General features: G+C 40.7%; 27 protein-coding genes and 1 pseudogene. 12 read left to right on the top strand and 16 right to left on the bottom strand.

Features of this window, described 5'->3' with window-relative positions; translation table 11 throughout:
- Positions 1 to 42: 42 nt before the first annotated feature.
- The 3 genes from N0B29_RS02300 to N0B29_RS02290 form a co-directional block, all read right to left on the bottom strand.
- Positions 43 to 1,494, bottom strand: a complete 1,452-nt coding sequence (locus N0B29_RS02300; RefSeq protein WP_263832080.1) for a methyl-accepting chemotaxis protein — start codon at positions 1,492 to 1,494, stop codon at positions 43 to 45.
- Positions 1,466 to 1,972 (bottom strand): PAS domain-containing protein, encoded by a 507-nt coding sequence (locus N0B29_RS02295; protein WP_263832079.1) that lies wholly within the window; start codon positions 1,970 to 1,972, stop codon positions 1,466 to 1,468. The genes N0B29_RS02300 and N0B29_RS02295 overlap by 29 nt, the downstream gene beginning before the upstream one ends.
- A 138-nt stretch (positions 1,973 to 2,110) precedes the next feature.
- The gene (locus tag N0B29_RS02290; RefSeq protein ID WP_263832078.1) at positions 2,111 to 2,587 is read right to left on the bottom strand and encodes a hypothetical protein; all 477 of its coding nucleotides are present in this window, start codon (positions 2,585 to 2,587) and stop codon (positions 2,111 to 2,113) included.
- Positions 2,588 to 2,722: 135 nt separating this feature from the next.
- Here N0B29_RS02290 and N0B29_RS02285 point away from each other — a divergent pair, with 135 nt between their 5' ends.
- From N0B29_RS02285 to N0B29_RS02250, 8 genes are read left to right on the top strand one after another with little or no spacing between them, the layout of a single operon-like run.
- On the top strand, positions 2,723 to 4,237 hold the full coding sequence (locus N0B29_RS02285) for an NADH-quinone oxidoreductase subunit G (protein WP_263832077.1): 1,515 nt from the start codon (positions 2,723 to 2,725) through the stop codon (positions 4,235 to 4,237).
- The gene (locus tag N0B29_RS02280) at positions 4,234 to 5,517 is read left to right on the top strand and encodes a complex I subunit 1/NuoH family protein (protein WP_263832076.1); all 1,284 of its coding nucleotides are present in this window, start codon (positions 4,234 to 4,236) and stop codon (positions 5,515 to 5,517) included. The genes N0B29_RS02285 and N0B29_RS02280 overlap by 4 nt, the downstream gene beginning before the upstream one ends.
- Positions 5,518 to 6,012 (top strand): NuoI/complex I 23 kDa subunit family protein, encoded by a 495-nt coding sequence (locus N0B29_RS02275; protein ID WP_263832075.1) that lies wholly within the window; start codon positions 5,518 to 5,520, stop codon positions 6,010 to 6,012.
- Complete coding sequence (locus N0B29_RS02270) at positions 6,009 to 6,506, top strand: NADH-quinone oxidoreductase subunit J family protein (protein WP_263832074.1); 498 nt, start codon at positions 6,009 to 6,011, stop codon at positions 6,504 to 6,506. Before N0B29_RS02275 ends, N0B29_RS02270 begins: the two co-directional genes overlap by 4 nt.
- A complete protein-coding gene (nuoK, locus tag N0B29_RS02265; protein ID WP_263832490.1) occupies positions 6,506 to 6,826 on the top strand; it encodes an NADH-quinone oxidoreductase subunit NuoK in 321 nt (106 codons plus the stop codon). The genes N0B29_RS02270 and nuoK overlap by 1 nt, the downstream gene beginning before the upstream one ends.
- Positions 6,823 to 8,706 (top strand): NADH-quinone oxidoreductase subunit L, encoded by a 1,884-nt coding sequence (gene nuoL, locus N0B29_RS02260; protein ID WP_263832073.1) that lies wholly within the window; start codon positions 6,823 to 6,825, stop codon positions 8,704 to 8,706. The genes nuoK and nuoL overlap by 4 nt, the downstream gene beginning before the upstream one ends.
- 4 nt (positions 8,707 to 8,710) lie before the next feature.
- The gene (locus N0B29_RS02255; protein ID WP_263832072.1) at positions 8,711 to 10,192 is read left to right on the top strand and encodes a complex I subunit 4 family protein; all 1,482 of its coding nucleotides are present in this window, start codon (positions 8,711 to 8,713) and stop codon (positions 10,190 to 10,192) included.
- Positions 10,192 to 11,697 (top strand): NADH-quinone oxidoreductase subunit N, encoded by a 1,506-nt coding sequence (locus N0B29_RS02250; RefSeq protein WP_263832489.1) that lies wholly within the window; start codon positions 10,192 to 10,194, stop codon positions 11,695 to 11,697. Before N0B29_RS02255 ends, N0B29_RS02250 begins: the two co-directional genes overlap by 1 nt.
- A 22-nt stretch (positions 11,698 to 11,719) precedes the next feature.
- Here N0B29_RS02250 and sigZ read toward each other — a convergent pair whose 3' ends face one another.
- The 7 genes from sigZ to N0B29_RS02215 all read right to left on the bottom strand — a co-directional run bounded on the left by sigZ (position 11,720) and on the right by N0B29_RS02215 (position 17,214).
- Positions 11,720 to 12,274, bottom strand: coding sequence for an RNA polymerase sigma factor SigZ (gene sigZ / locus N0B29_RS02245; protein WP_263832071.1), 555 nt, complete (start codon positions 12,272 to 12,274; stop codon positions 11,720 to 11,722).
- Positions 12,267 to 12,887, bottom strand: coding sequence for a LysE family translocator (locus tag N0B29_RS02240; RefSeq protein ID WP_263832070.1), 621 nt, complete (start codon positions 12,885 to 12,887; stop codon positions 12,267 to 12,269). The genes sigZ and N0B29_RS02240 overlap by 8 nt, the downstream gene beginning before the upstream one ends.
- 79 nt (positions 12,888 to 12,966) lie before the next feature.
- Positions 12,967 to 14,211: an NADH-quinone oxidoreductase subunit NuoF gene (nuoF, locus tag N0B29_RS02235; RefSeq protein WP_263832069.1), complete on the bottom strand. Its 1,245-nt coding sequence runs from the start codon at positions 14,209 to 14,211 to the stop codon at positions 12,967 to 12,969.
- Positions 14,201 to 14,686 (bottom strand): NADH-quinone oxidoreductase subunit NuoE family protein, encoded by a 486-nt coding sequence (locus N0B29_RS02230; RefSeq protein WP_263832068.1) that lies wholly within the window; start codon positions 14,684 to 14,686, stop codon positions 14,201 to 14,203. Before N0B29_RS02230 ends, nuoF begins: the two co-directional genes overlap by 11 nt.
- On the bottom strand, positions 14,683 to 16,350 hold the full coding sequence (gene nuoD / locus N0B29_RS02225) for an NADH dehydrogenase (quinone) subunit D (protein WP_438874154.1): 1,668 nt from the start codon (positions 16,348 to 16,350) through the stop codon (positions 14,683 to 14,685). Before nuoD ends, N0B29_RS02230 begins: the two co-directional genes overlap by 4 nt.
- Positions 16,343 to 16,861: an NADH-quinone oxidoreductase subunit B gene (locus N0B29_RS02220; RefSeq protein ID WP_263832067.1), complete on the bottom strand. Its 519-nt coding sequence runs from the start codon at positions 16,859 to 16,861 to the stop codon at positions 16,343 to 16,345. Before N0B29_RS02220 ends, nuoD begins: the two co-directional genes overlap by 8 nt.
- Positions 16,852 to 17,214 carry an NADH-quinone oxidoreductase subunit A gene (locus tag N0B29_RS02215; RefSeq protein ID WP_263832066.1) on the bottom strand — a complete coding sequence of 121 codons (363 nt, stop codon included), beginning with the start codon at positions 17,212 to 17,214 and terminating at the stop codon, positions 16,852 to 16,854. Before N0B29_RS02215 ends, N0B29_RS02220 begins: the two co-directional genes overlap by 10 nt.
- A gap of 193 nt (positions 17,215 to 17,407) precedes the next feature.
- Between N0B29_RS02215 and N0B29_RS02210 the strand changes: the two genes are divergently transcribed.
- From N0B29_RS02210 to N0B29_RS02200, 3 genes are read left to right on the top strand one after another with little or no spacing between them, the layout of a single operon-like run.
- Positions 17,408 to 18,508 (top strand): L,D-transpeptidase family protein, encoded by a 1,101-nt coding sequence (locus N0B29_RS02210; RefSeq protein WP_263832065.1) that lies wholly within the window; start codon positions 17,408 to 17,410, stop codon positions 18,506 to 18,508.
- A 10-nt stretch (positions 18,509 to 18,518) separates the two neighbouring features.
- Entirely contained in the window at positions 18,519 to 18,755 is a 237-nt protein-coding gene (locus N0B29_RS02205) for a hypothetical protein (protein WP_263832064.1), read from the top strand.
- 4 nt (positions 18,756 to 18,759) lie between these two features.
- The gene (locus N0B29_RS02200; protein WP_263832063.1) at positions 18,760 to 19,788 is read left to right on the top strand and encodes an alanine racemase; all 1,029 of its coding nucleotides are present in this window, start codon (positions 18,760 to 18,762) and stop codon (positions 19,786 to 19,788) included.
- Here N0B29_RS02200 and N0B29_RS02195 read toward each other — a convergent pair.
- From N0B29_RS02195 to rsmG, 4 genes are read right to left on the bottom strand one after another with little or no spacing between them, the layout of a single operon-like run.
- Complete coding sequence (locus N0B29_RS02195) at positions 19,768 to 21,033, bottom strand: GGDEF domain-containing protein (RefSeq protein ID WP_263832062.1); 1,266 nt, start codon at positions 21,031 to 21,033, stop codon at positions 19,768 to 19,770. The genes N0B29_RS02200 and N0B29_RS02195 overlap by 21 nt on opposite strands.
- Before the next feature lie 9 nt (positions 21,034 to 21,042).
- A complete protein-coding gene (locus N0B29_RS02190; RefSeq protein WP_263832061.1) occupies positions 21,043 to 21,420 on the bottom strand; it encodes a hypothetical protein in 378 nt (125 codons plus the stop codon).
- Entirely contained in the window at positions 21,420 to 21,644 is a 225-nt protein-coding gene (locus N0B29_RS02185) for a PP0621 family protein (protein ID WP_263832060.1), read from the bottom strand. Before N0B29_RS02185 ends, N0B29_RS02190 begins: the two co-directional genes overlap by 1 nt.
- Positions 21,634 to 22,209: a 16S rRNA (guanine(527)-N(7))-methyltransferase RsmG gene (gene rsmG / locus N0B29_RS02180; protein WP_263832059.1), complete on the bottom strand. Its 576-nt coding sequence runs from the start codon at positions 22,207 to 22,209 to the stop codon at positions 21,634 to 21,636. The genes N0B29_RS02185 and rsmG overlap by 11 nt, the downstream gene beginning before the upstream one ends.
- A 314-nt stretch (positions 22,210 to 22,523) precedes the next feature.
- Between rsmG and N0B29_RS02175 the strand changes: the two are divergent.
- Positions 22,524 to 24,335, top strand: a pseudogene (locus tag N0B29_RS02175) (methyl-accepting chemotaxis protein); the annotation flags it as partial.
- A gap of 30 nt (positions 24,336 to 24,365) precedes the next feature.
- Here the strand turns inward: N0B29_RS02175 and N0B29_RS02170 are convergent.
- Together N0B29_RS02170 and N0B29_RS02165 are read right to left on the bottom strand one after the other, a co-directional pair.
- Positions 24,366 to 24,791 (bottom strand): desulfoferrodoxin family protein, encoded by a 426-nt coding sequence (locus N0B29_RS02170; RefSeq protein ID WP_263832058.1) that lies wholly within the window; start codon positions 24,789 to 24,791, stop codon positions 24,366 to 24,368.
- 36 nt (positions 24,792 to 24,827) lie between these two features.
- A complete protein-coding gene (locus tag N0B29_RS02165) occupies positions 24,828 to 25,421 on the bottom strand; it encodes a superoxide dismutase (protein ID WP_263832057.1) in 594 nt (197 codons plus the stop codon).
- Positions 25,422 to 25,500: the final 79 nt, after the last annotated feature.

Below are 25,500 nucleotides of genomic sequence, written 5' to 3'. Positions count from 1 at the left end.
AGAGGTTACATGTAAGAAAAAATTCTTACATGTAAAGTTTGTTTAGGCTTGTGCGTTTTTTTCCGCAATCATGGCATCAAGAGTACCGAAGAGTATTTTACTCTCGCTCTCAACCTCTTTAAAGTAGTTAATAATCTGCTCTTTTTCATCCAAAAGATTCGATGAGGTACTGCGAATCAGTTTAGCCACCTCAAGCACATGTGTGTGGAAGCTTTGATGTGGTTTGTAAAGCGCTTTAAAGCTTTGCGTATCGCCAAAGATTTTTTGACCATCTTTGAGATACCACTCGCCAAGGCTACACGTTTCATGGTTTTGGAATGCCGCATCTTTGTCATTGACATAAACGGCACTGTACGCATTGGATTTAAAGATAGCATGGTTCATCTTTGCTAAGGTAATAAAGATGGTTTGCTGAATGGTATTGATGTTGGTTGAAGTAGTGTTCGAGTGGGCAATAAGGCTATTAAAAGTTGTGCTTAATTTATCAAGTGTTTTGGTTGACGCATCCGCATCACTTTTCATGGCATCAGCATTGGTTTCTAGGCCTGCGGTCTCTTGTTGGAGCATTTTAATGGAAACAGCAATCTCAGCGGTCGCTTTTTGGGTTGTCTCAGCCAGTTTGCGAACTTCATCGGCAACAACGGCAAAGCCACGTCCATGTTCACCCGCACGTGCCGCTTCAATAGCAGCATTAAGCGCAAGTAAATTGGTTTTATCAGCGATGTCATTAATCATATCAACCACGTTACTGATGTCACGAGTACGCTGTGCGAGTACACCAATGCTTTGCTCATTTTGATTCACAAATTCTACCAAAGAGGTGATTTTAGCAATCGTATCACGAAGGTTTTGGTAACTTCCCTTGGTCTCCTCTGCATAAATTTCACCATCATGGGCGATCTCTTTAAGACGCTCAACAATGGTGGTTAGGTTGGATTGAACGGTCGAAAAGTCATTGGAGCCGCTGCTGATTTGAGCGAGTTCTGCATTGAGTGTGTTACGTGCGATAAATTCATGCGTTTGTTGCATCGCATGAACCGATTGGTTTACCATATTGGTCTGCTCTTTAAATTCACCGTGCATACCTTTTTGCAAAATCTTACGCGTAAAATCTTCGTGTGAAGCGGCTTGAATAGTGGATTTAATCTCTTTCGTGACGAGCTCAAAATTATCTAAAAGTGAGTTCATGTTAGAGCAAAGAGTTTTAAGTTCGCCTCCGTCATTGACATTGACGATTCTACCATGCAGTTGACCTCTGGAACTATCGTGTACGATATCTGCTAATGCGTGAATGGTCTTTTGAACTTTACGAATATTAACAAACATAAACCAGCCAAGCGCAAAGTTGGTCAGGTTGATAATTTGAATCCAGTGGAAACCGTTAAAAGTAACTTCTAAACAAAATGCAATAAAAAAAATAACAAGCGATATAAGGTTGGCATCTTGTACTTTAGCGAGCGAAGATCTATTCATAAGAGAGGATGAAGGCATCATAACTGACCTTTAGTTGAGATAGAGTGTTATCTAGTAGAGTACGAGAAGCTTGAATGCCGCCTCTTGCTTCTGCATCAAGCATTTTTTTATACAAAGGGGCAATCACTTCAATTCCTTTAGCGCTTGGAGCGCGTCTAACAGAGTGATAACCAATAAGTTGCTTGGTTTTAGTATCGATAATAGGGGTAATATAAGCATGGACCCAGTAGTATTGATTGGATTTAGTGCGATTTTTCACATAAGCAAAAACTTCGTTGCCCGCTTGGACGCGTTCCCATAGAATTTTGAAAATAGCTTTTGGCATATCAGGATGACGCAAAATATTATGCGGTGCGCCAATCAACTCTTTTTCTTGATAGCCAGAGATCTGAATAAAAAGATCATTAGCATAGGTAATTCTGCCTTGTAGGTCAGTTTTTGAGACTATAAAAAGATTTTCGTCAAAGTGAAGTTCATCACCTCTTTGGGTAATAGACACGGCAGTAACTCCTCTAAATCCAATTGAAATAAAGAAACAAGTATAACTAAAAAAGTGATAACGCATTACCGACTAAATGATGAATAATCATTCATTTTTCGAAAGATTACCTTTAGTAACAAATGTAACTTTTAAATTTTATTTATCTGTTTTGAATGAAAAAATAGCTCCTTGGCTATGGCTGCTTTGGTTGAGTATAACATTGGCTTGCCAAATCATATTTCCGACAATACATGTAGGAAGCATTCCTTCTCCTTCATAAACACCTTGAGCACTTTTTGTAAGTTTAATCGTATGGAGCCCCATGTTCATGTTGGTTGCAAAAAGCTTAATCTCGATGGTCGGTAAATCGATGGCTGAAGTGACTTTAAAATGCAAAGGTTTCATCAAAGGAATGCTTTTGGGCTCGATATCCAAGCTAAGTTCCGATCCATCACTGAGTAGAGCTTGGCATGCGCTTTCATGCAAATCGCATGAAGCTTTAGCACTGACAAAATTGGTCTCACCTACCCACCATTGGTACACATCTTTTGCATCAATTAGCACATAAGCAGCGATCAAACCAACAGCTAAAATTTCAACGACAAGAATTTTAAAAAAACGAGGTGATGGCATTGGGCTATCCTTTAAAAAAACTCCGTAGAGTTTAACATCTCTTGAGTAAAATTTGCGTAAACCCGAAGCGACAGCTACTTTAAAGTTTATGCTCGCTAGAATTGGAATACTACGTCCAAATGAGGATAGCATTTAATGGCGCATATTACGGTAGATGGCACAGTATTAGAGGTTAAAGAGGGTGCTTTGTTGATTGAGGAGCTTTTAGCGCATAACATCAACATTCCTCATTTTTGTTACCACCCTGCTCTTGGAAAAGATGGGAACTGCCGTATGTGTATGGTTGAAATTGAAGGGCAAAAACGTCCTCAAATCGCCTGTGATACGCCTATTAAAGAGGGAATGATTATTCGCACGAAAGGTGCCAATATCGACCGCGTTAAACGCTCTATACTCGAACTTGAACTCATCAACCACCCCATTGACTGTCCTATCTGCGATCAAGCAGGCGAGTGTTCTTTGCAAAATTATTACATGGATGTTGGGTTGTATGAAAGTCGTTTAAGTACGCCTAAAACGAGAGGGCAGAAGCATGTTGATTTGGGTGCAAATGTGGTACTTGATCAAGAACGCTGTGTGCTTTGCACCCGTTGCGTACGTTTTACGAAAAACATCACTAAAACGAGTGAGTTGGGTGTTCTTTCCCGTGCCGATCACTCGGTTATTACTACTTTTCCAGGCTCCAAACTCTCCAACCCTTATGCGATGAATGTGGTTGATCTCTGCCCTGTGGGAGCACTCACAAGCAAAGATTTTCGCTTTCAAAAGCGGGTTTGGTTTTTAAATACCAAAGAGGCGATTTGCAACCACTGCGCTAGAGGGTGTTCACTCTTTGTCGATCACCATAAAGAAAAATATAAAGACGAGATGATATACCGCTATCGCCCGCGCTTGAATGATAAAGTTAATGGCTATTTTATCTGCGATGAAGGAAGACTAAGTTACCACAAAGAGAATGAAAACGCTGAGTTTATGGCACTTATTCGCGGTAAAATCAGCGAATATGAATACGCAGAGGGAAAACTTCTACGCCTTTTAAAACGTCATCTGGGTAAAACACTCTTTTTGATCTCATCCAATCTTTCGCTTGAAGAGATGGTCAGAGTGCAAAAGCTCGCAAAGCTCTACGAAATCACGCTAAGTGCGTATGAACCTGAGCGTTTTGATACCCATTTTGGCGATGACTTTTTAAAATGCAACGATCGCTCTTCCAATGGCAGAGCGCTTCCTCTTTTGGGGATTGATGATTCCAAAGCAAAATTAGATGAAGCATTGGCAAAAGCGGAGCTTGTGGTTTTGATTGGGCGCAGTGATGCAAACACGGTTAAAGAAGTCGGATACGATAAAAATATTGTCACGCTCTGTTCCTCATGCGACGTTACATGTAAAGAGGTTGAACTGGTTTTACCCATCGCATCGCATACCAAAAGAGCAGGTAGTTTTATCAATGTGGATGGCTATGTGCAACACAGTGCTTGTGCTATTATTGATAACCGTGGGCATAAGACACTACTAGCGATTATTGCAGCAATTTTGGGCGATACAATCTTTACATGTAAAGAGGTTTGGGAGGCGGAACTCTTCTTTTATGAAGTGATGCCAAACATCTCCTTTGACGATTTGAAAAACGCACCAAAGATAACGCTATGAGTACCCTTAGCATTACCGTCATTATCATCAATATTATCCTAGCGCTACTCTTTTCACTAGGGGCTGCGCCTATTTTAGTCTGGATTGAGCGTCGTGTGGCGGGGTTGATTCAAGATCGCTTGGGACCCAATCGCTGTCATATCAACGGCATTCGTTTGGGTGGGCTTATTCAGTCTTTTGCCGACATGCTCAAACTGGTTTTCAAAGAGGACTTTAAAGCCAAAGCCATTCAAGAGGGTTTTTTCTTTTCCCTTGCACCCGTCATCGTTTTTGCCTCAGCCTTTTTGAGCTTTATGGTCATGCCATTTGCGGATGATCTCGTCCTTAACGGCGAGCGGTTCATCATGCAGGGTCTGCCGATGGACTTGGGCGTGCTTTGGTTTTTAGCTTTTGCAGGACTAAGTGTGTATGGCATTATGCTAGGAGGTTGGTCGAGTCGCAACAAATATTCCCTCTTAGGCGCCATGCGTGCGGGTGCTCAGGTCATCAGTTACGAAGCGGCGATGGGTCTTTCTTTGGTTTCAGTGCTGATTACATACGGCTCGATTCACCTAGGTGACATTGTGACGTACCAAGGGCAATTACTGTTTGGGTTTATTCCTGCGTGGGGTATTATTGTGCAACCCATCGCGGCACTTATTTTTATCATTACGGCATTTGCTGAAGCCAATCGTACGCCATTTGACTTAGCCGAGGGTGAGAGCGAAATCGTAGGCGGTTTTCATACCGAATACAGTGCTATGCGTTTTGGACTCTTTTTTGTGGGTGAATATGTTGCGATGAGTGCCTCCAGTGCGCTTATAGTGACACTCTTTTTGGGTGGTTATCATCTCCCATTTCTGAACACACAAACACTTCAAACGTACATGCCTTATCTTTTGAGTTTTCTCATTGTCTCGCTTCCTGTGGCAAGCTTCTATGCGATGCGCTGGATCAAAAAACACAATTGTTGGCATAAAGCAGGCGATATAAGAAACCATGAGAGCGCCTTTTTACAAAAAGGGCTAATAGGCATTAATATACTTGTGATTGTTGGGCTTGGAACATTGCTTTTCTTAGGTCTTAGTGAGACTTCAACCAATGTGGCGACTGCTGTCATTCAAATCGCAACGTTCGCTCTGAAACTTCTTTTTATGAATTTTGTCTTTGTGTGGGTGCGCTGGACATTGCCTCGTTTTCGCTACGATCAGTTGCAATCTCTTGGCTGGAAAGTGCTGATGCCTTTGGCAATTGCCAACATCGTGCTCAGTGCTATCATTGTTGTGGTAAAGGAGCTGTAGATGGGCATAAAAATCGTTCACCGTCATGGCAATACCTTTAAAGAAAAGCTTTATTTGCCTGCCATTTTTGGAGGTATGAAAACAACCCTTTCGCACTTCATCACCAATCTTGGCGATAAGCCAGAGATCAAAACCATCAACTACCCTGAAGAGCAACCCCATGACATCAGTGAACGTTACCGAGGGGCGCATCGCTTGACCAAACGAGAGGATGGGAGTGTACGTTGTGTTGCCTGTTTTATGTGTGCAACGGCGTGTCCTGCAGAGTGTATTTTTATTGAAGCGAAAGAGCGAGACGATGGTGTCGATGAAAAAATGCCAGAGCTTTTTAACATCGACCTTTTAGAGTGCGTCTTTTGCGGTGGCTGTGTTGAGGCATGTCCTTGCGATGCTATTCGCATGGACAGTGGGATTTTTAGTTTTATTGGCAAAAAACGCGAAGATTTTGTACTCACTAAAGAGCAGCTCTTAGCCAATGAGGAGAAAAAAAGATGATGGACATTCTCTTTTTATTGCTGAGTTTTTTTGCCATTCTTGGCGCTGTCGGTATGGTAAGCTTACACCAACCTGTTCACAGTGCGCTCAGTCTTATTTTGACGATTATCGCGATGGCTGGCTTGTTCGCTCTTTTAAGTGCTTCGTTTTTATTTATGGTGCAGATCATCATTTACGCTGGAGCGATTCTCACACTTTTTATTTTTATCATCATGTTTTTAAACATCAAAGAGGCGAATCTTCCCAAAGAGCCCAATAAAAACATTAGCCTCTTTTTAGGCTCACTGGTACTGTTGCCGATAAACTTTTTGATCTTGCGTGCTTTTTACAAAATGCCTTTACATGTAAAAGAGGTTTCGAGTGATTTTGGCAAGATCAAACCTTTGGGCATGGAGCTTTTCACCCACTGGCTCTTACCGTTTGAACTCATCTCTATTTTGCTTCTGGTGGCACTTATTGGTGCTGTTGTCTTTGGTCGAAAGGAAGACGCATGATGATAACTCATAGCATATTTGCCTACATCGTTGTTGCGATGATACTCTTTTCCATCGGTCTTTTAGGTGTGATAAGTCGTAAAAATATCTTTGTGATTTACATGTCCATCGAACTGATGCTCAATGCGATCAACCTCATTTTTGTTGCACTTAGCAATTACCATAACGATATGGGCTCGCAAGTGATGGCAATGATGGTTATCGCCATTGCTGCCGCTGAAGCGGGCGTCTTTTTATCGCTTATTGTTGTGCTTTATCGTCGTAAAAAATCCTTAGATTCGGATCTGTTTAGAACCTTGTCGCAAAAGGAGGCGGTATGAGTGCTCTTCTTGCAGGCATCGTGCTCTCACCTCTGCTCTCGTCTGTATTGATTGGGTTTTTGTATATGATTTCTATCACCCAAATACCATTACACAAACACTGGTTTACCTTGCCCGCGCTTCTTTCACCGTTGATGAGTTTTATTATGGGTGTAATCGCGTTTATATCTGTTGCGACGAATGATGCCCCGCTTCACTTTCAGCCCTATTTGTGGTTAGGTGTTGGCGAATACAAAATCTATATGGGCTTTTTGGGCGATAAGCTCTCTTTGTTTATGGTGCTTTTTATTACCTTTGTAGGTTGGCTCATTCACCTTTACGCCACCGCGTATATGAGTGAGGATAAGGGTTATGGTAAGTTTTTCTTCTACTTCAACCTTTTCCTAAGTTCCATGCTTCTGTTAGTCCTTGCCGATGGACCACTGATTATGTTTATTGGCTGGGAAGGGGTAGGACTTTGTTCGTACCTGCTCATTAGCTTCTATTTTCAAGATAATTCAAACGTTGTTGCGGGCAATAAAGCTTTCATCGTCAACCGTGTGGGCGATCTAGGTTTTTTAATCGGTCTGGCAATTCTTTTCTTTTACTGTGCCGAAGCGGGCTTTAGCTATGAAAATATTGCGCAAAAAATGGCTTCGATGCCACTTTGGATGGTTGAAATTGTAGGCGTGACACTCTTCATTGGTGCGATGGGAAAATCGGCTCAAATACCTCTTTACGTTTGGTTGCCTGACGCTATGGCAGGTCCTACGCCTGTTTCAGCGCTCATTCACGCCGCAACGATGGTCACCGCGGGCGTTTACATGGTCGCTCGCTTTGCTTTCTTGTATGAGCTCATTCCCAACATCGGTCTTTTCATCGCTTACATCGGCGCGTTTAGTGCGCTTTTTGCCGCGGTGATTGCGACCAAACAGAGTGATATTAAAAAGATATTGGCGTATTCGACGATGTCACAACTAGGCTACATGTTTATTGCCGTTGGATTAGGCGCTTACAGCAGTGCGCTTTTTCATGTCTTTACCCACGCCTTTTTTAAAGCACTTCTGTTTATGGGGGCAGGTGCGGTCATCATCGCTTTACACCATGAGCAAAACATCTTTAAGATGGGCAAAATGCGTCGTGTCACACCGGTTGTTTACGCTACGATGCTTATGGCGACTTTGGCGATTAGTGGTATTCCTCCCTTTGCGGGCTTTTTCAGTAAAGATGAGATTTTATTGGTCGCATTTAGTAGCGGTGAGTATCTGATTTGGGCTGTTGCGCTGTGCAGTGCTGTTTTGACCGCTTACTATATGTTCCGACTCTTTTTTGTTGTTTTTGAAGCAAAAAATGCTTTACATGTAAACCACCCGCATGATGTTTCGTGGGTTATGAAAGCACCTTTGGTCGTACTTGCTTTGGGTTCACTCTTTGCGGGCTTTTTAGGCTTGCCTTCGCTTCTTGGAGGCTCTCATCTCATTGGGACTTGGCTAGGCGAGTGGGGTATGAGAGTTTTACATGTAAGCCATGAAACGGAGTTACAACTCTTGGCACTCAATGTAGCGGTTTCACTTTTAGGCATTGGCATTGCGTATAAAAAATTTCGTTTCTACGATCTTTCTAAACATGAAGAGGCAAAAGGCATCATCTATCATAAATTTTATGTGGATGAGGTTTATGACTTCTTGTTTGTGCGCTCCATTCAAAAACTCAGTGAATTTATCGCGGTGAGTTTAGATGTGAACCTTGTAGATCGTTTCATTATGGGACTCAGCCATGGTTTCATCAAACTGGGACACGTGGTTGCCATCGTCCAAAATGCACATGTGCGCTTTTACGCACTGATTATGATGCTTGGCATTAGCGTGGCATCGTGTTATTTGATTTTGGTATTAGGGTAGAACAATGAGTATAGGAATTCTTTCAATCATTATATTTTTACCGATGCTTACAGCCTTTGTTGCGATGTTGTTGCCGCTCAATTCTCGCGCAACACGCAATGTTGCCTTTATGGTTTCGCTCACCATTTTTGCATTGGCGCTTTATGTCTATACCCATTTTGAACTCACAGGAGCGATTCAATTCCAAGAGAACTATGCGTGGATAAAAAGTTACGGCATCTCGTATAGCTTAGGAATTGATGGTTTCTCTCTGATTATTTTAATGCTTATTGCGACACTTATTCCTAGTGCTTACTTACTGTTATGGAAAAATGAACGCTCAAAAAGTTACTGGATTAGTATGCTTTTTATTCAAACAGGTATTAGCGGAACACTTTTCTCTCTGGATCTTTTTCTGTTTTATTTCTTTTGGGAAGCGATGTTGTTGCCGGTCTTTATGATTATCGGTCTTTTTGGCTCGGGCAATCGCGTCTTTTCAACACTTAAAATCACGATCTATACCATCATGGGTTCACTCTTTATGTTTGTAAGCATTCTCTATTTGGGGGTTGCACACTACTATGAATTTGGTATGTGGAGTTTTGCGCTCTCGGATTTGGTCAATATTACAACCATCGCACGTGAGCAAAAGGTACTTCTCTTTTTTGGTTTTATGCTTGCCTTTGCTATCAAAATTCCTCTTTTCCCATTTCATTCATGGTTACTTCAAACGTACTCAAACTCACCAACGGGTGGCGTTTTCTTGCTCTCCTCCATTATGGCGAAATTGGGCGTTTATGCACTGGTTCGTTTTATGATTCCTCTTTTCCCAGAGCTGTTCGTAGAATTCTCAGTCTATTTTGTAGCACTTGGCATTTTTGGTTTGGTTTATTTCGGCATAGCAGCCATTAGTCAGCTCAATATCAAAAAGATGTTTGCCTACTCCTCAGCTTCGCACTTGGGACTGATTACCGCGGGTATTTTTGCGCTCAATGTTCAAGGTATGATGGGAAGTGCCTTTTTGATCGTTGCACACGCTATTGCGACTGGCGGGCTTTTCTTGTTGGTGGGTGTGATGGAGAGACATTTAGGTATTCGCTCTCTTTCAGGACTTGGTGGCATTGCTGGGAGGGCACCTTGGTTTACACTTTTCTTTGCCATTATGCTTTTTTGCACCGTCGGCATTCCTGGTACGAACGGCTTTGTGGCAGAACTTTTGATCGTGTTAGGTATTTTTCATTACAACCCCTACTTGGGCGTTTTATCGGCACTTACGGTTTTGGTAGCGGCAAGTTATATGTTTTGGGTCTTTCAAAAAGCGGTTTTGGTGAAAAGCGATAACAATGTCTCAAATATGCAAGACCTAAGCTTGCACGAGATTTTAGGGCTACTTCCTTTGGCGGTGCTTATCATCGCAATGGGTGTTTACCCTGATTTTTTCTTGTATAAAATTGAGCCGAGTTTACAACACTATTTGATTGATATTTTACATGTAGGAGTGAAGTGATGCAGTGGATACAACTAGGCTATCTTTTGCCACTCATCATTGTTGGGAGTGGAGCCGTTTTTCTCATGCTTCTCTCTCCTCTTGAACGACTTTCGATGGAGCGTTTTTCGCTTCTTACGTTTCTCATTTTGCTCTCTGCCTTGAGTTCCAATTTTTACCATTTTGGCGAACTTTTTACCTCTTTCCCGATGAAAGAGATTTTTTCTAAAATGCTGATTGTCGATAGCTACTCTGTTTATTTTGACGCACTCATTTTAAGTGGCGCATTGGTAACTTCACTGATTGGAACGCACTATTTTCAAACAAAACGTCACTTTAAAAAAGAGTTCTTTTCTCTTTTCCTTTTCTCCGTTTTTGGCATGATGCTTTTGGTTCACGCCAATGAACTCCTCACCGCTTTTATAGCACTCGAGATCGCTTCACTTGCTCTTTATGTGATGATAGGTTTTCAAAAAATCCATGACAAACGCGTGGAAGCGAGTTACCAATACCTCGTTCTTGGCTCTATTTCAGGCGCATTTTTCCTTTTAGGAACAGCGTTTATCTACGCGGGGCTTGGCACGACTATCTTAGGCGATATTGGAAAAACACTTGATATGCTCATCGGTAAAGATGTTTCGCTCATTGTCATTGGCGGTATGTTTGTCTTAGTCACCTTTTTGTTCAAAATCTCCGCATTTCCTTTTCAAAATTGGACGATTGACGTTTATGATGGCTCGCCTTTGCCCGTAACAGCGTTTATGGCGGCAACGTTTAAAGTCGCGATTTTTGGATTTGTTTTACGCTTGATGCTCATTGACCTTGACCCCATCCGCGATATGTGGGACACACTTTTCATCGTTGTTATCATCGCGACACTTCTTTATGGAACATTTTTAGCGGTTATCCAAGAGAGTCTAAAGCGAATGTTGGCAGCTTCTAGCATCGTACATACGGGCTATTTGCTCATCGCTTTTGTCTCTATCGGTTATGCTGGGGAAAGTGCCTCTTCATCTATCATTTACTATCTTATCGCTTATTTTCTCTCTTCCATGGGTGCATTTGGGCTTATCTCTTACATTGCCGCCGATGAACACATTCGGGTTACCTACGAGGACTTTAGAGGCTTTGCGCATGTGCATCCGTATATGGCGGCGATGCTCAGTATCTTTATGCTCTCCTTAGCAGGCATTCCAAGTACCATTGGATTTGTCGGTAAATTTTACATCTTCACGGGTGCAATTGAAGCGGGCTACACCTCCTTGGCAGTCTGTGGCATCATCGCGACGTTTATCTCGATCTATTACTACTTCAAACTCATAGCGCTCATGTACTTTTACCCTGCATGTGATGCAGAATGGGATGATGTGCCAAGCCTTAGAGGAATTACACCTATTACGATTGGCATTATCGCGATTGCTGTTATTTGGGGAGGTATAGGCAATACCTTTATCGCCTATTTCCCAGGAGTTGATTTCTTAATCGATACCGCAAGACTTTCGTATATGTCGTTGTTTATTAAATAGCCTTTACATGTAAAGGCTATTGCTACCTTTCAAGCTTGCAATTTTTATCTTTGAGTTCAAAACTAATCACTTCATTGTAACGACTAATCTCAAGTTCACAACACTGAAAAAGCATTTCTTGCAACATTTTTCGCCCTCGTTGTACACGAGATTTTGCGCCTGAAAGCGAAATGTTTTCAATGTGAGCAAGTTCTTGTTGTGTTTTACCTTCCATCTCTGAAAGCTCTATAGCTTGGCGGTATTTTTCAGGAAGCTTTGCAATGAGAAGTCCAAGGCAGAGTGATAACTCTTCTTTCACCTGAGCATTGTTTTTTAATGGTGATTCATCTTCAAGCCATTCGGGAACATCAAGATGCATTTGGCGGCTACGGTAATAGTCCACAATGGTATTTCGTGTAATTTGATAAACCCAACTTTTAAGTTTCATTGGGTCTTCTAACGTATGAATTTTGGTATGAATCTTGATAAAAACTTCATGTAAAATATCTTTTGCAACCTCTTTATCGCTCACTTTTGAGCTGATAAATCGTAAAAGTTGATTGTGGTATTCCTGCCAAATTGTTGCCATATCATCCATACATTATTCCTCTCATATCGGCGAATTGTAAGTATATTAAGTAACAAGCGGTTGCAATGAGTACAAGTCCCATTCCCTTATTAAAGAAACTCAATCCGTTGTTAAATTTCAAAAGCATTGTAGCGACATTCCCTAAAACCGCCCATACGCTTAAGCAAGCATAGCAAATTAAAAAATAGATAATGATAAAAGCGAAAAGATGATTATTGGTTGAAGAAAACATTGAGATACCAGAAGCTGCAGCAATCCACGCTTTAGGATTAAGCCATTGCAGTAAAAAACCCTCATAAAATTTGGGAATATTATTATCGTTTTTGACTTCTATCTCTGAAGAAGGGGCAGTAACTATCTTGTAGCCGATGTAGAGAATAAATGCAGAGCCTGCAAAACTAAGATAGTTAAACAAAATAGGATAGGCTTGAATAATCTTAATAAATCCAAAACCAACAAACATAAGTAACAATGTAAATCCAATTGTTGCACCTGAAACAAACGACATTGTTTTCTTGATGCCATAATTAGCACCTGAAGAGACAATGATAAGATTCACAGGTCCTGGTGAAATGGACATAACAAATGAGAAAATGCTCATGGCAATGATGGTAGAAAGCATAAAAACTCCTTTTTATCTCTTGTATATAAATAAAGACGTAAAAAAGATAAAAAGGATGCAAAATTCTTTACATGTAAAATTATTTAATGAGAACTTCAAACTCATCTTTAAATTTCTTCAAATAACTCTGAGCTATAAAAGCAACAGAGGGGGCAAAAACGCAGATGGTTTTACCATTGAGCATATCACATGCGTCAAGGATGGTTTGGTAGTCCTCTTTAGTCCCTTTGCCTGCCAAGATTTTGGCTAAGATGCGATCGACCCAGCCTGTGCCTTCACGACAGGGTGTGCATTGCCCGCAGGATTCGTGGTGGTAAAACTCAAAGAGGCTTTTCATCACTTCGGGGATGCTCACATCTTCGTCCATGACGATCATGCCGCCTGTTCCCAAGGATGAGCCATGTGCTTTGAGGCTTTCGTAATCAAGCGTTATATCTTCGATCTCATCGGCTCGAAGGATTTGCACCGATGAACCACCGGGGATGACCGCTTTGAGTTTTTTACCATTTTTAATGCCACCGCACAGATCGTAAATGACCTCTTTCATGGACGTTCCAAAAGGGAGTTCATACACACCTGGACGCTCTACGTGACCGCTGATGCCAAAGAGCATCGTGCCAGGGGATTCTTTCGTGCCGTACATTTGGTACGCGCCATAGCCCTCGTTGATGATGTAGGGAACACTTGCGATGGTTTCGACATTGTTCACCACCGTTGGATTGCCAAAAAACCACTCAGGCTCTTTGCCTTTGGGTTTAAGGCGTGGATGTCCGCGCTTGCCTTCTAGCGATTCTAAAAGAGCGGTTTTCTCGCCACAGATGTACGCACCAGCCCCCTTGTGAATCGTTACATGTAAAGCATACTTATGCCCTAGAATGCTCTCACCCAAAATGCCAGCAGCGTATGCTTCATCGATGGCATTTTGCAAACGATTCATCCAAAAGACGTACTCACCACGAATGTAAATGTATGCATGATGCGCGCCAATGGCGTAACTTGAGCAGATAATGCCCTCAATGAGAAGATGTGGGTCAAACTCTAAAATCTGGCGGTCTTTAAACGTTCCCGGTTCACCCTCATCGGCATTGATGACCAAGTAAACGGGTTTGGTGTTTTTGGGAGAGATCAGTCGCCATTTCTCACCCGTATGTGCACCTCCTCCGCCTTTGCCACGAAGTCCGCTTTTTTCGACTTCGGTGGTGACTTCATCGGGGCTCATTTTAAAAAGTTTCTCTAAAGAGGCGTATCTGCCATGTTCTCTAGCAATTGGAAGTGTGTAGGCTTCGGGGATGTCAAAATTTTTACTGACAAGTTTAACGATCATGTGAAAGCTCCTCCAAAAGGGCATCGAGCTTTTCAACTGTCAAGTTTTCGATGTAGTCATCATTAAGGCGCATACAAGGACTTGTACCGCAAGAGCCTAAACACTCGACTAAAGAGAGGGTAAATTTACCATCTTTACTCGTTTCACCTGCTCGTATGCCAAGACGTTCTTGCAAATGTTCTTGCATGGTTTTAGAGCCCGCGAGCATACATGAGAGGGTTTTGCACAGTTGCAAATGGTACGTTCCGATGGGTTGGAGAAGAAACATTGTGTAAAAAGAGGCAACGGAATAAACATCCATCGCGGAGCATTCCAACTTTTTGGCAAGGTATTGCATGGCATCTAAGCTTATCCACCCCTCTTGATACTGCACCATCCATAAGGAGGGGAGCATTAATGAGCTTTTATCGGGATAACGCTCTAAAAGAGCCGTGAATTTTTCCTCATTGATGTGATTGAACGAAAAAGTGCTCATCGATCCAACTCTCCTGCGATGATATTAAGACTTCCTAGTGTTAAAACGGCATCTGCGATCATAGACCCTTCAATGATGCGAGGATACGCAGCCATCGCGTAAAAACATGGCGGTCTGACCTTGACTTTATAAGGTGTTCCACTGCCATCGCTGATGATGAAAAAGCCAAGCTCTCCATTAGCACCTTCAATCGCTCGGTAATACTCCATTGGTGGAACTTTAACGCCTTCATAAATGAGCTTAAATTGATTCATCAACCCTTCAATGTTGGTGTAAACCTCTTTTTTAGGCGGTAAAGAGATGGCATGATCTTGCACGCAAATAGCACCCTCTGGCAATCTTTGCATCGCTTGATGGATAATGCGAGTACTCTGTTTGATCTCTTCAAAACGTACCATCATTCGGTCATAAACATCTCCTACACTGCCTAAAGCAATGTCAAAATCAAATGTCTCATAGTGATAATAAGGCGCACTCACGCGAAGGTCGTAAGGAACACCGCACGCCCGAAGGTTTGGACCTGTAAGACCACGATTGATCGCATCTTCTTTGGTGATAATGCCTACATTTTGAGTGCGATCATGAAAAATACGGTTGTGTTCAATGAGTTTAAGTGTTTCACCCACCCCTTGTTCAATCTCTTTAAGGCAGGCATTTAAGTCATGCTCAAAACCATCGTACAAGTCGTGACTCATACCGCCAATGCGCATATAAGAGTTGGTAAGGCGCGCTCCTGTCAGTTTTGAGAGAAGGTCGTACACTTTTTCACGGGGATTGTAAAGATACCAGTAGTTGGTAAGCGCTCCCATATCGACTAAAATAGCCGCCAAACAGACCAGATGGTCGATGATGCGTGAAAGCTCACCAATGATAACGCGAATAAACTTGGCACGCTCTGGCAAATCAACGCCCAAAATACCCTCAACCGCGTGTGCATAAGCGATGTTGTTCAAAATCGCGGAGCAGTAATTAAGCCTATCGGTATAGGGAATAATTTGGTTGTAGGTATGATTTTCGCATGACTTCTCAAAGCCTCGATGCAAGTAGCCGATCTCACTTACTGCACAGGTGATGTTTTCACCATCGAGTGCTACAAAGGTGCGAATGGTTCCATGGCTTGCGGGATGCGCAGGGCCTAAATTTAAAAACATCAGCTCTTCTTGTGAAGTGTAACCTTTGGTTTTAAGACGAGGTGTCATTTCATCCATTAGATCATCGCTCTTATGACACAGTTGACCTTGTGTAATAGGATAATCTTTACGCAATGGATGCCCCTTAAACTCTTTGTGGTTAAGGATGCGTTTGAGGTTAGGGTGGCTTTTAAAATGAATGCCATACTGATCCCAAATTTCTCGCTCTGCCCAGTTGGCACTTTTAAAAAGTGACGTGATGCTCTGAGTTGCAAGTGAACTGTCGATGTAGGTTTTAAGGGTGATAAGGTTCTTAAAATTCTCATCACGCAGAAGATAAACAATGGCAAAACGCTCAGGCTGATTCTTTACATGTAAATAATCGATGGCGGTTATGTCGACCAAAAAAGGATAATTGTCTTCTTCTTGAAGTATCTGTAACGCTTGTAAAATAAGCTCTTTTGAGAGAATGTAAGCACCATAAGCGTCTATCGTGTAGTGTTTTTCAAGAAGTTTTTTAAATGCTTTAGGCATCCAACACTCCTTTGAAAACTCTTTTCGCACGGTCTTCTAAAAGACTCTGTGTTGCTTGAATTTTTTGAATCTCCAAAAGGGCATCTAAAAAAGCCTCGGGACGAGGAGGACAGCCTGCGACATAGACATCGACAGGAATGATACTATCAACACCTTGAAGCGTGGTGTAGTTGTCATAAAAGCCGCCACTGCACGCACAGGCTCCTGCACTAATAACCCATTTAGGTTCATTCATCTGATCGTAAATCTTTTTTAAAATCGGTGCTTGTTTGTAGCTAATCGTTCCTGCAATAATAAGAAGATCGGCTTGGCGTGGAGAGAAACGCACGACTTCAGCACCAAAACGAGAGATGTCGTATTTGCTACTTGCGACACTCATAAACTCTATCGCACAACACGCTGTTCCAAAGATGTAAGGCCACATGGAAGACTCTCTTGCCCACGAAATGGCACTGTCTAGTGTTGTCGTGATGAGGCTTTCGCCAAAAATTGCTTCTGCGCCTACTGCCATGAGAGTGCCTTGATACGGTAAATGTAAATAAGTCCAAAAAGAAGCAGTCCAATAAATGTAAACATCTCAAATAGCCCCAAAAGACTGAGTTCTCGTACATTGACTGCCCATGGAAACATAAAAACAATCTCGACATCAAAGAGAACAAATAAGACAGCAACCAGATAAAATTTAGCACTAAAGCGACTCTCGCTACTTCCAATGGGAGAGCTAATACCACTTTCGTAAACGCTATTTTTTGCTTTATTCCCAACACTAGAAGGTCCTAGTTTTTTACTGAGTAAAAAAAGTGTGGGTAGAAGGATGACCAGTAGAGCGACGATAGAAGAAGCCAAAATGAGTTCTAAGGACATGTGCGCATCTTTTGTTGAAGTTAAATACCTTGATGATAGCCAAAGAATTTTAAAAGATACGTAAAAAAAGAAAATCAATTTTTGTTTGAGAAAAAGAGGAGGTCTTAAGTGATTTTTTTATAAAATAGCCTCCAAAAATTGCATTAGACTGAAGACTCAATAGAGTGGTTGAAGTCTACTTAAGAGGGGATGTATGCGTTATCTTGTCTTTTTATCTCTGTTTGCTCTTGCCTTATATGCGGCAACGGCTGAAGATATTTATAAAATTTACAAAACAAAAGGCATTAACGCCGTCGAGGATTTTCTTAAAAAAGAGTTTGAGTCTAAAGAGATTAAAGAAGTACCTGTAAAAGAGGCTAAAAAAGAGAAAGAGGTCATTAAAGAGCCTACGGTTAAATTGGGACAAAGACTTTTTGTAAAACCTAAAACACCAAGCGAAAAAGATGCGGTATCTCGCGATTTTTGGTTGAAACACCTTAAAAATATGGATCTTGGTTACGGCTATTATGAAGATGTTGAGTCGCTCATTGTCTGTGAAAAAGAGAAAAAACATTGTGAAGTTTATCATATCGAAGAAGATGGCTTAAAACTGGTTCGTGGACACGATGATGTTATTATGGGTAAAAATGGTGATAAAGTTAAACGAGGTGATCTTAAAACGCCTGTGGGTGTGTATGAAATCACTAAACGCTTTAAGCCAACCAACCAATTTTACGGACCACTTGCATTCTCGCTCTCTTATCCAAATCTTTTTGATGTCTTGAGAAATAAAAGTGGCGATGGCATTTGGATTCACGGTATGCCAATAGACGGTAAAGATAGGGATGATTTAAGTAAGGGTTGTGTGGTTATGGAAAACAGTGCCATTTTAACCCTTGATACCGAAATTAATGCGCAAAGTGCCGTTGTGATTATTGGTGAGTCAAAAGTTCCTAAAATGACACGTGAACAGATTGCAATGATTTTAAGCGAAGTTTATAAATGGCAACGTGCTTGGAAAGTTAATGATATTAATGCTTACTTGAATTTTTATTCGAATGATTTTAAAAAGTCTGATGGATCGGGAAAACTACAATTTTCAAATATGAAAAAACAGATTTTCTCACGCAAAGAGAACAAAATGATTCTCTTTGAAAATATGAGTGTTGTGCCTTACCCAACCATTGACGATCGCAAACTCTTTAAAGTGGCGTTTCTTCAAACTTACAAAAGCCCTTCATTTAGCTCTAAAGGCGATAAAGAGCTTTATTTAGAATTGGTTGGCGATAAGATGCAAATATTGGCTGAAAAATAAGGGATAACCTATGAATCCAAATGAGATAGATATAGAAAAAGAACTCGAAAAACTTCTGGATGCAAGAGATGCATTTATGGCTTACATTGATGCAACTGTTCCAAAAGATAGTAAAGGGATTGCGTTCGATTTTTCAGAAAATCCCATGTTAGATGCAAAAAGTGTTTACGAGCATTTTTATAAACTTGATTACCAAGCGCGAAAAGTTCGAGGCTTTGTAATTCGAAATTTGGTCAATAAAGCGTAGAATCATGGCATTTATTACGATTAACAAAGCGCACTTTTTTCACAATCTTGATCTTTTGTGCGCTAAAGCTGGGGGCAAAACAAAGCTCATGGCTGTTTTGAAAGACAATGCTTACGGGCATGATCTAAGACTTATGGCTTCTCTTGCTTCAGAGTATGGTTTGAGCAAAGCGGCTGTTAAAAACATTGAAGAAGCGGAGTCTATTGCAGATCTTTTTGAAGAAGTTTTGGTTCTAGTCGATCATCCTACCTCAAAAATACTTGCTCCTTCCATTTCACTCGCTGCTCATTCGTGTGAAGCACTTCAAGCGCTGCCTGAGGGGACTTCTATTCATCTAAGCCTTGATACAGGCATGCACCGAAATGGCATAAAAGAAGTGCAAATTGATGAGGCATTAGCATTGATTCATGCTAAAAAGCTACGTTTGAGAGGTGTTTTTACCCATTTTAGAAGTTCAGATGAGCTTAGTAGTGAATTTTTCTGGCAACGTGCTAATTTTGAGCGTGCAAAAAAACGTATTAAAGTATTGGCTACGCACTATAACTTACCTAAGATTTCATTTCATTCTTGCAACTCAGCAGGGCTCCTTCGCACAAATTCTTTAGGCGATGATGATTATGCGAGGTCAGGTATTTCGATGTATGGCTACACAACGCTCAATCCTTTAATCGCGACATTTGATCTAAAACCCGTTCTCTCTCTTTGGGCAGAAAAACTTAGTACTCGCATTCTTAAAAAAGGTGAACGTGTAGGTTATGGCGGTGTTTATGAAGCAAAAGAGGATGAGTTAATCTCAACCTATGATATTGGCTATGGAGATGGTTTTTTCCGTTTTGATGGCTTTGATCCCGTTGTAATGGCAGATGGTAGCTTTACAAAAGGACGGATGTCCATGGATAGTTTCTGTCTAGGTGGAGATGCTCAAAGTGTCTGCATGTTTGATGACGCCAATCCTTTAGCGCAACAGTTTCATACGATTAGTTATGAGATTATAACCAAGCTCTATCCAGCATTAAAACGCGTTGTGGTTTAACTCTGTCGTTTGAAGTTTGATCTCAATGGCGTTGCCTTCTTTTGCCGATGCTGCGACAAGCGCATTCTCGGCTCTTGCTTTAAAACTACCAACGGTGTCTTTAGGTGAGAGTGAGGTGATGCCATAACAACAACTGATTTTTCCTACTCTCGCAAATTTTGTCTCTTCTAAAATTGCTTGAAGTTTTTGTGCAACTCTTTGTCCTGCACGAAAATCAACATCAGGCAGAAGCAATGCAAATTGATCATTTGTCCATTTACCAAAAATATCGACTTCACGAGTATTTTTCTTCACCAACTGTATAAAGTCTTTTTTAAAGGTAACGATAGCCTCTATGGGGAAAATTTTAGTGAGATTTTTAAGCATCGTAATATCAATAAGTACGAGCGTTAATGCTGTGTGATAGCGTTTTTGTCGATTAAATTCATGTTCAATATGCTCTTGAAGTTTTAAATAATTCATGATATTGAGAACAATATCAAAATGTTGGTTTGTTGGAGTGCTAGAATGTTGAGCATGGAGGTTTTGCAAGAGCTCTTTTTTTGCAGCTACGGAGAGTGCAAATGTTAGCATTTGATTAAATTTTTGGATCATTGCACTATTTTGCTCCACAAAATGTGGATGAGAAGTTGCGAGCATTAAATTTCCCAGCGGTTTTTCGCTGCGAGATTCTTGAAGTGCAAAGCTAAAAAGCGTGAAGTGTTTATTCTCCATTTTAATGTTATCTTGTGATAAGGCACGTTTTTCTATAAAGCAGGCAACGGCTATCTCTTCAACGGAGCTTCTAGTGACATTTGTGTGGAAAGGTAAAATCTCTTTGGAGCGAAATGCCGCTTTGATAAAGTCATTTTCATTGTAAAGTGTCAGTGAATCTTTGTTATAAATGAAAAGAAGGCTTGACTCAAGATGTAACGCTTCTTCAAGAATTTCTAGAGATTTGATTACATTGATTTTTGTTGAAAGAGACGAAAAAAGAATATCGGCAACTTTTTGAAGCTCTTCAAATTCATTTAAAGGGGCCTTTGTTTGTTTATGGACTCGTTGTTTAAACGCCAAAGGTGTAAGGCTGAGTGTAAAGAGAAGCCCAGCGGTGAGAACTTTTATAAAAGGAAGTGTATGCGGTGTTTTAAGAAGGAGTTCATCCATAAAAGCAGAGTCATACAATGATACATTGGTGTACGCATCCAAAACCCAGTAAAGAAGGGTAATAATCGTGGCTAAGATAAAATAGTGATTTTTTTGCATCGAACCGACCTAAAAAGAGTGAATACCTGTTTCAAAAAGAATGCCATCAATCGAATGCGATGCTGCGAATTCGATCTCATTGTCATCACTGCTTAGGAGTAAAACTTTACCATCAAAAAGATAGTCATCGGCAATTTTCTGCGCATGCAGAGCCAATCCTTTGTCCACAACAAAATAAGAAGCGCCCAGAGCATTGGCTAAAATAAGCTCTTTAATATGTTTTACATGTAAGGCAAAAGGAACTTTTTGTGCGGCACAATAGGTAGCGAGCGTAGGCTCAAAGTCAAACATGACTATCGCTTGCGAAGGCGTTTTAGCAATCTCTTCTAGAGAGACAACACGATAAAAGGGTTCACTAGGGATTAATGAATGACCGATAAGTAACATTAAGGTAACCTCGCACACTCTTTCGAGCAGTAAAAATGACCATCTTTGATAATGGCCTCATTATGGCTGATAAAGGTTGAACACGCTTGGCACTCGACCATCGTCTCCCCCTCTAATACTTTTGTAGAGGCACTTTTTTGAATCTCTTCTTTGCGGTTGTTTTTGAAAAAAAAGATATACACTAAAAAAACAACAACTGCAAACAATGCAATTTTAAGCAACATCAACATCCTTCATAACTAAATAGTAGCGCTTATCACGTTGGTGAACCTGACAATTTCGCAACCCTCTCGTCTCCTCTTCGACCAATTCCCCTTTGTAAAAAAGCAATGTGGTATCTGGAGTAATAAAATTTTTACACAACTTGATCAACATTTTAGTGTTAGTCACAGCGCGAGAGCTGATGAGATCGACTTTAAAAGGAACGACCTTCTCAACTCTGTTGGTAGATATATCGACATTTTTGAGATCTAGCGTTGTTTTTGCAAGGTGTAAAAAGGCACTTTTTTTAGCGATAGGCTCAAAAAGTGTAAAATGCGCATGAGGCAGAGCAAGTGCTAAAAATAATCCTGGAAATCCTGCCCCTGTGCCAATATCAATAGCACTTTTTATCTCGTTTACATGTAAAAATTGTAATGGATAGATACTGTCTTCAATATTTTTAACTACCGCTTCTTTGGTTTTTGCGCCCGTGATATTATGTGTTTGATTGTACTTTAAAAGAAGTTCGATGAGTATTTCGGAAGTGTTCCAAAAATCTTTTGGAAGAGTATATGGAGTGCTCATCATCAAGTAACCTTTTTATCTTGACTTTGGTCAAGGTGTAACGTTATAGCTTCTTATATAATACCGTATAAGTCATTAATGGGCTATTAATAAAAAAATATAGATGCACGATTCGATTATTTAACATTCTTAAAGCGAGGAAAAAGCGTATGAGTATTAAGAGAAAACTTCTTTTTGTTTTGGTCATTGTGTTGGCATATCTTTTTTTGAATATTTTTCAAGTTATGAATGAATCATTCAACCAAAAAAAGAAATTGTCTGAGGCGGCAACGCTCAATACGCTTTCAACCAAACTAAGTCTTTTTATTCATGAGACACAAAAAGAAAGAGGTATGAGCGCAGGTTTTCTAGGTTCTGAGGGGAAGAAATTTGGTGATGTTTTACCAAAGCAACGAAATTTAACGGATGAGAGTCTGGCAAAACTTAAAGAATATGTGGTGCAAATAGATCTTTCAAAGTTTCCAGAGGAGCTACAAAATGAGCTCGTCAGCCTTCAAGAAGATGCCAGTAAAATTCCTTCCATACGAGCGCAAGTAGATAGCCTCAAAATCAGCGTAAAAGAGAGTGTGGCTTTTTACACCGACATGAATACAAAAATTTTACATGTAACCGACAGTGTCGCCAAAGTTTCTGAAATCGCCGACCTTGCCAAAGTGCTTTCATCGTATTCCCATTTTTTAAAACTCAAAGAGCTTGTAGGAATTGAGCGCGCGGTGATGAGTGGTACTTTTGCAAGTAACGCTTTTGCTCCAGGTATCTTTGCGAAGTGGAATGGTCTTATGTCTTCACAACTAGCCTATACAGAAGCTTTTTTAGCGTTTGCCACAGATGATGTTAAACAACTTTTTACTCAAAAAATGAACGATAACTCGGTTAAAGAGGTTGAAAAATTTCGTTCGATTGCGTTGGCTAAAGTGAATGAGGGCAATTTTGGTGTTGATGCGCAGGTGTGGTTTAATACCATAACACAGAAAATAGAAATCCTTAAAACAATCGATGATGGTATTTCTAAAAGCAGTAGTGAATTGATCCAAAAACTTGACCATAATGCCACGAAAGAGATGATGGTGTCAATTTTTATTAGCGGCGTTTTTGGAATTGTTCTGCTTGTCGTTCTTTTCTTAACCCAAAAAGGGATTATCGATAGCGTACACAGTAGCCATGATCAAATAAGCGCCATGGCAAAAGAGAAAGACTTAACAAAACGCATCACGCTTAAAAATACGACGGATGAGTTGGCGCAAATTTCGGATGATATTAATAACATGGTGACCTCTTTTGCCACAACATTAAATCATACACTTCAAACATTAGATGTGACCAATGCCCAAAGTCAAAAGCTTGACCACGTCATTGTCTCTTTAGGCGAAAGTATTGAACATCAAGAAAAAAATATTGTTGATATGAATCTTTTGGTTTCAGATGTTGGAATGGAGTTGGATGGGATTGAAAAAGCCTCAAATGCCACGACTGATGATTTGCACATTACGGCAAATACCTTGGATGAGTTTATTCAAAGCCTTAATCAGTCAGTACAAAGTATCGAAAATGGTTCGGAACGCCAAAATGATTTAGCGCAAAAAGTGCATACACTGAGCGAGCAGGCACGCAGTATTCGCGAAATCCTAAGCATTATTGGTGATATTGCAGACCAAACCAATCTTCTTGCCTTAAACGCTGCCATAGAAGCGGCACGTGCGGGTGAGCATGGACGTGGTTTTGCTGTTGTTGCCGATGAGGTGCGCAAGTTAGCGGAGAGAACACAAAAGAGCCTTTTAGAAATCAGTGCCAATGTCAATGTCATTACCCAAAGTGTCAATGATATCGCCGAAGATACCAAACAAACAACCGAAGAGATGCTTGAGTCATCAAAATTAGCCAAAGAGCTTATTTTACATGTAGAAGGAACGAAAGAGAAACTTTCTAGTACGTACATCAAGTCAACGGACGTACGCAACAAAACAACCTATATTGCAACACGTACTAAAAATCTAGTCGATTTGATGACAAGTGTTGTAAAAGGGACATCGCTCAATAAAAAGTTAAGTCATGAAGTAGGCGAAGTTTCCATCTCTCTCTCCAATGGAGCGAATGAATTAGAAAAGACACTCAAGCAGTTTAAAGTCTAAAAGAAGAGAGCCTTTGAGGGCTCTCACGTTTTATAAATTTATTGAGGCGGTGTATTCGCCGTGAAGATTACAGCGTGCTATGGCAGAGAGTGTTTTAACATCTTTGGTATTGATACGTGCTGCAAGGAAACCTCTTGACGTTGTTGGCTCAAGCGAAACATCAGCCACTTTTTTGCCATCGGCTAAAAGCTCGATCTCATAAATCCAGTGGTTATCGATACTTGGGTGAATGACCCCTTTTTGTCCGATGTTGACTTCAACCAGTGAAAACCCTTGTGCATCAGCTGCACCTACCTTAATCTCAGGAGAGTGTTTGAGTTCAAGTTCTGTCATGTTCGCAGGATCTTTGATCTCCATCTTCTTTTTGTTGACAATCAATTTCTCGTCATAAGCCGAAGCATAGGTCGTTGCAAGCGCAGCAATTGCCGCTAGTTTAAGGACATCTCTTCGTAACATGTAGAACTCCTTTTAAATTAAGTTTGTTGTTGGAAATTACTTTAAATTAGCGTTTGCAAAATCCCAGTTCACCAGATGGTTAAAGAAAACATCCAGATAATCTGCACGCCTGTTTTGATAGTCAAGATAATAGGCATGTTCCCAGACATCAACAGTGAGTATTGGCTTGATTCCATGTGCGATAGGTGTATCGGCATTAGCCGTTTTTATGATCTCTAAAGTGCCATTTTTAAGCACGAGCCATGCCCAGCCACTACCAAATTGTGTAAGACCTGCATTTTTAAACGCTTGAATAAAGGCGTCATAACTTCCAAAGACCGCATCGATTTTAGTCGCAATTTCTCCATTGGGTACTCCGCCACCTTTTGGTTTCATAGAGTTCCAGTAAAAGGTGTGATTCCATACTTGCGCGGCATTGTTAAAGATACCCACGCGATCAGGGTTGTTGACTGATTTTAGAATGAGGCTTTCAAGTGACTCCGCGCTCAAATCTGTTCCCTCGATAAGTTTAATGAGGTTAGTTACATACGTTTGATGGTGTTTACCATGATGGATTTCTAATGTTTTAGTGCCAATATAGGGCTCAAGTGCCTCTTTAGCATAAGGAAGGTTGGGTAATACAATTGCCATACTAAGTCCTTTCAAATAAGTTTTAGTCTTAAGAGACATTTAAGCTATTCTTAAGGCTTATACCAATTCTATATCAAAT

Origin of the sequence: Sulfurospirillum oryzae, from assembly GCF_025770725.1 — a bacterium.
GTDB lineage: Bacteria > Campylobacterota > Campylobacteria > Campylobacterales > Sulfurospirillaceae > Sulfurospirillum > Sulfurospirillum oryzae.
The sequence above is the reverse complement of the archived record's forward strand: the minus strand, read 5'-3'. Positions and strand labels throughout refer to the sequence as shown.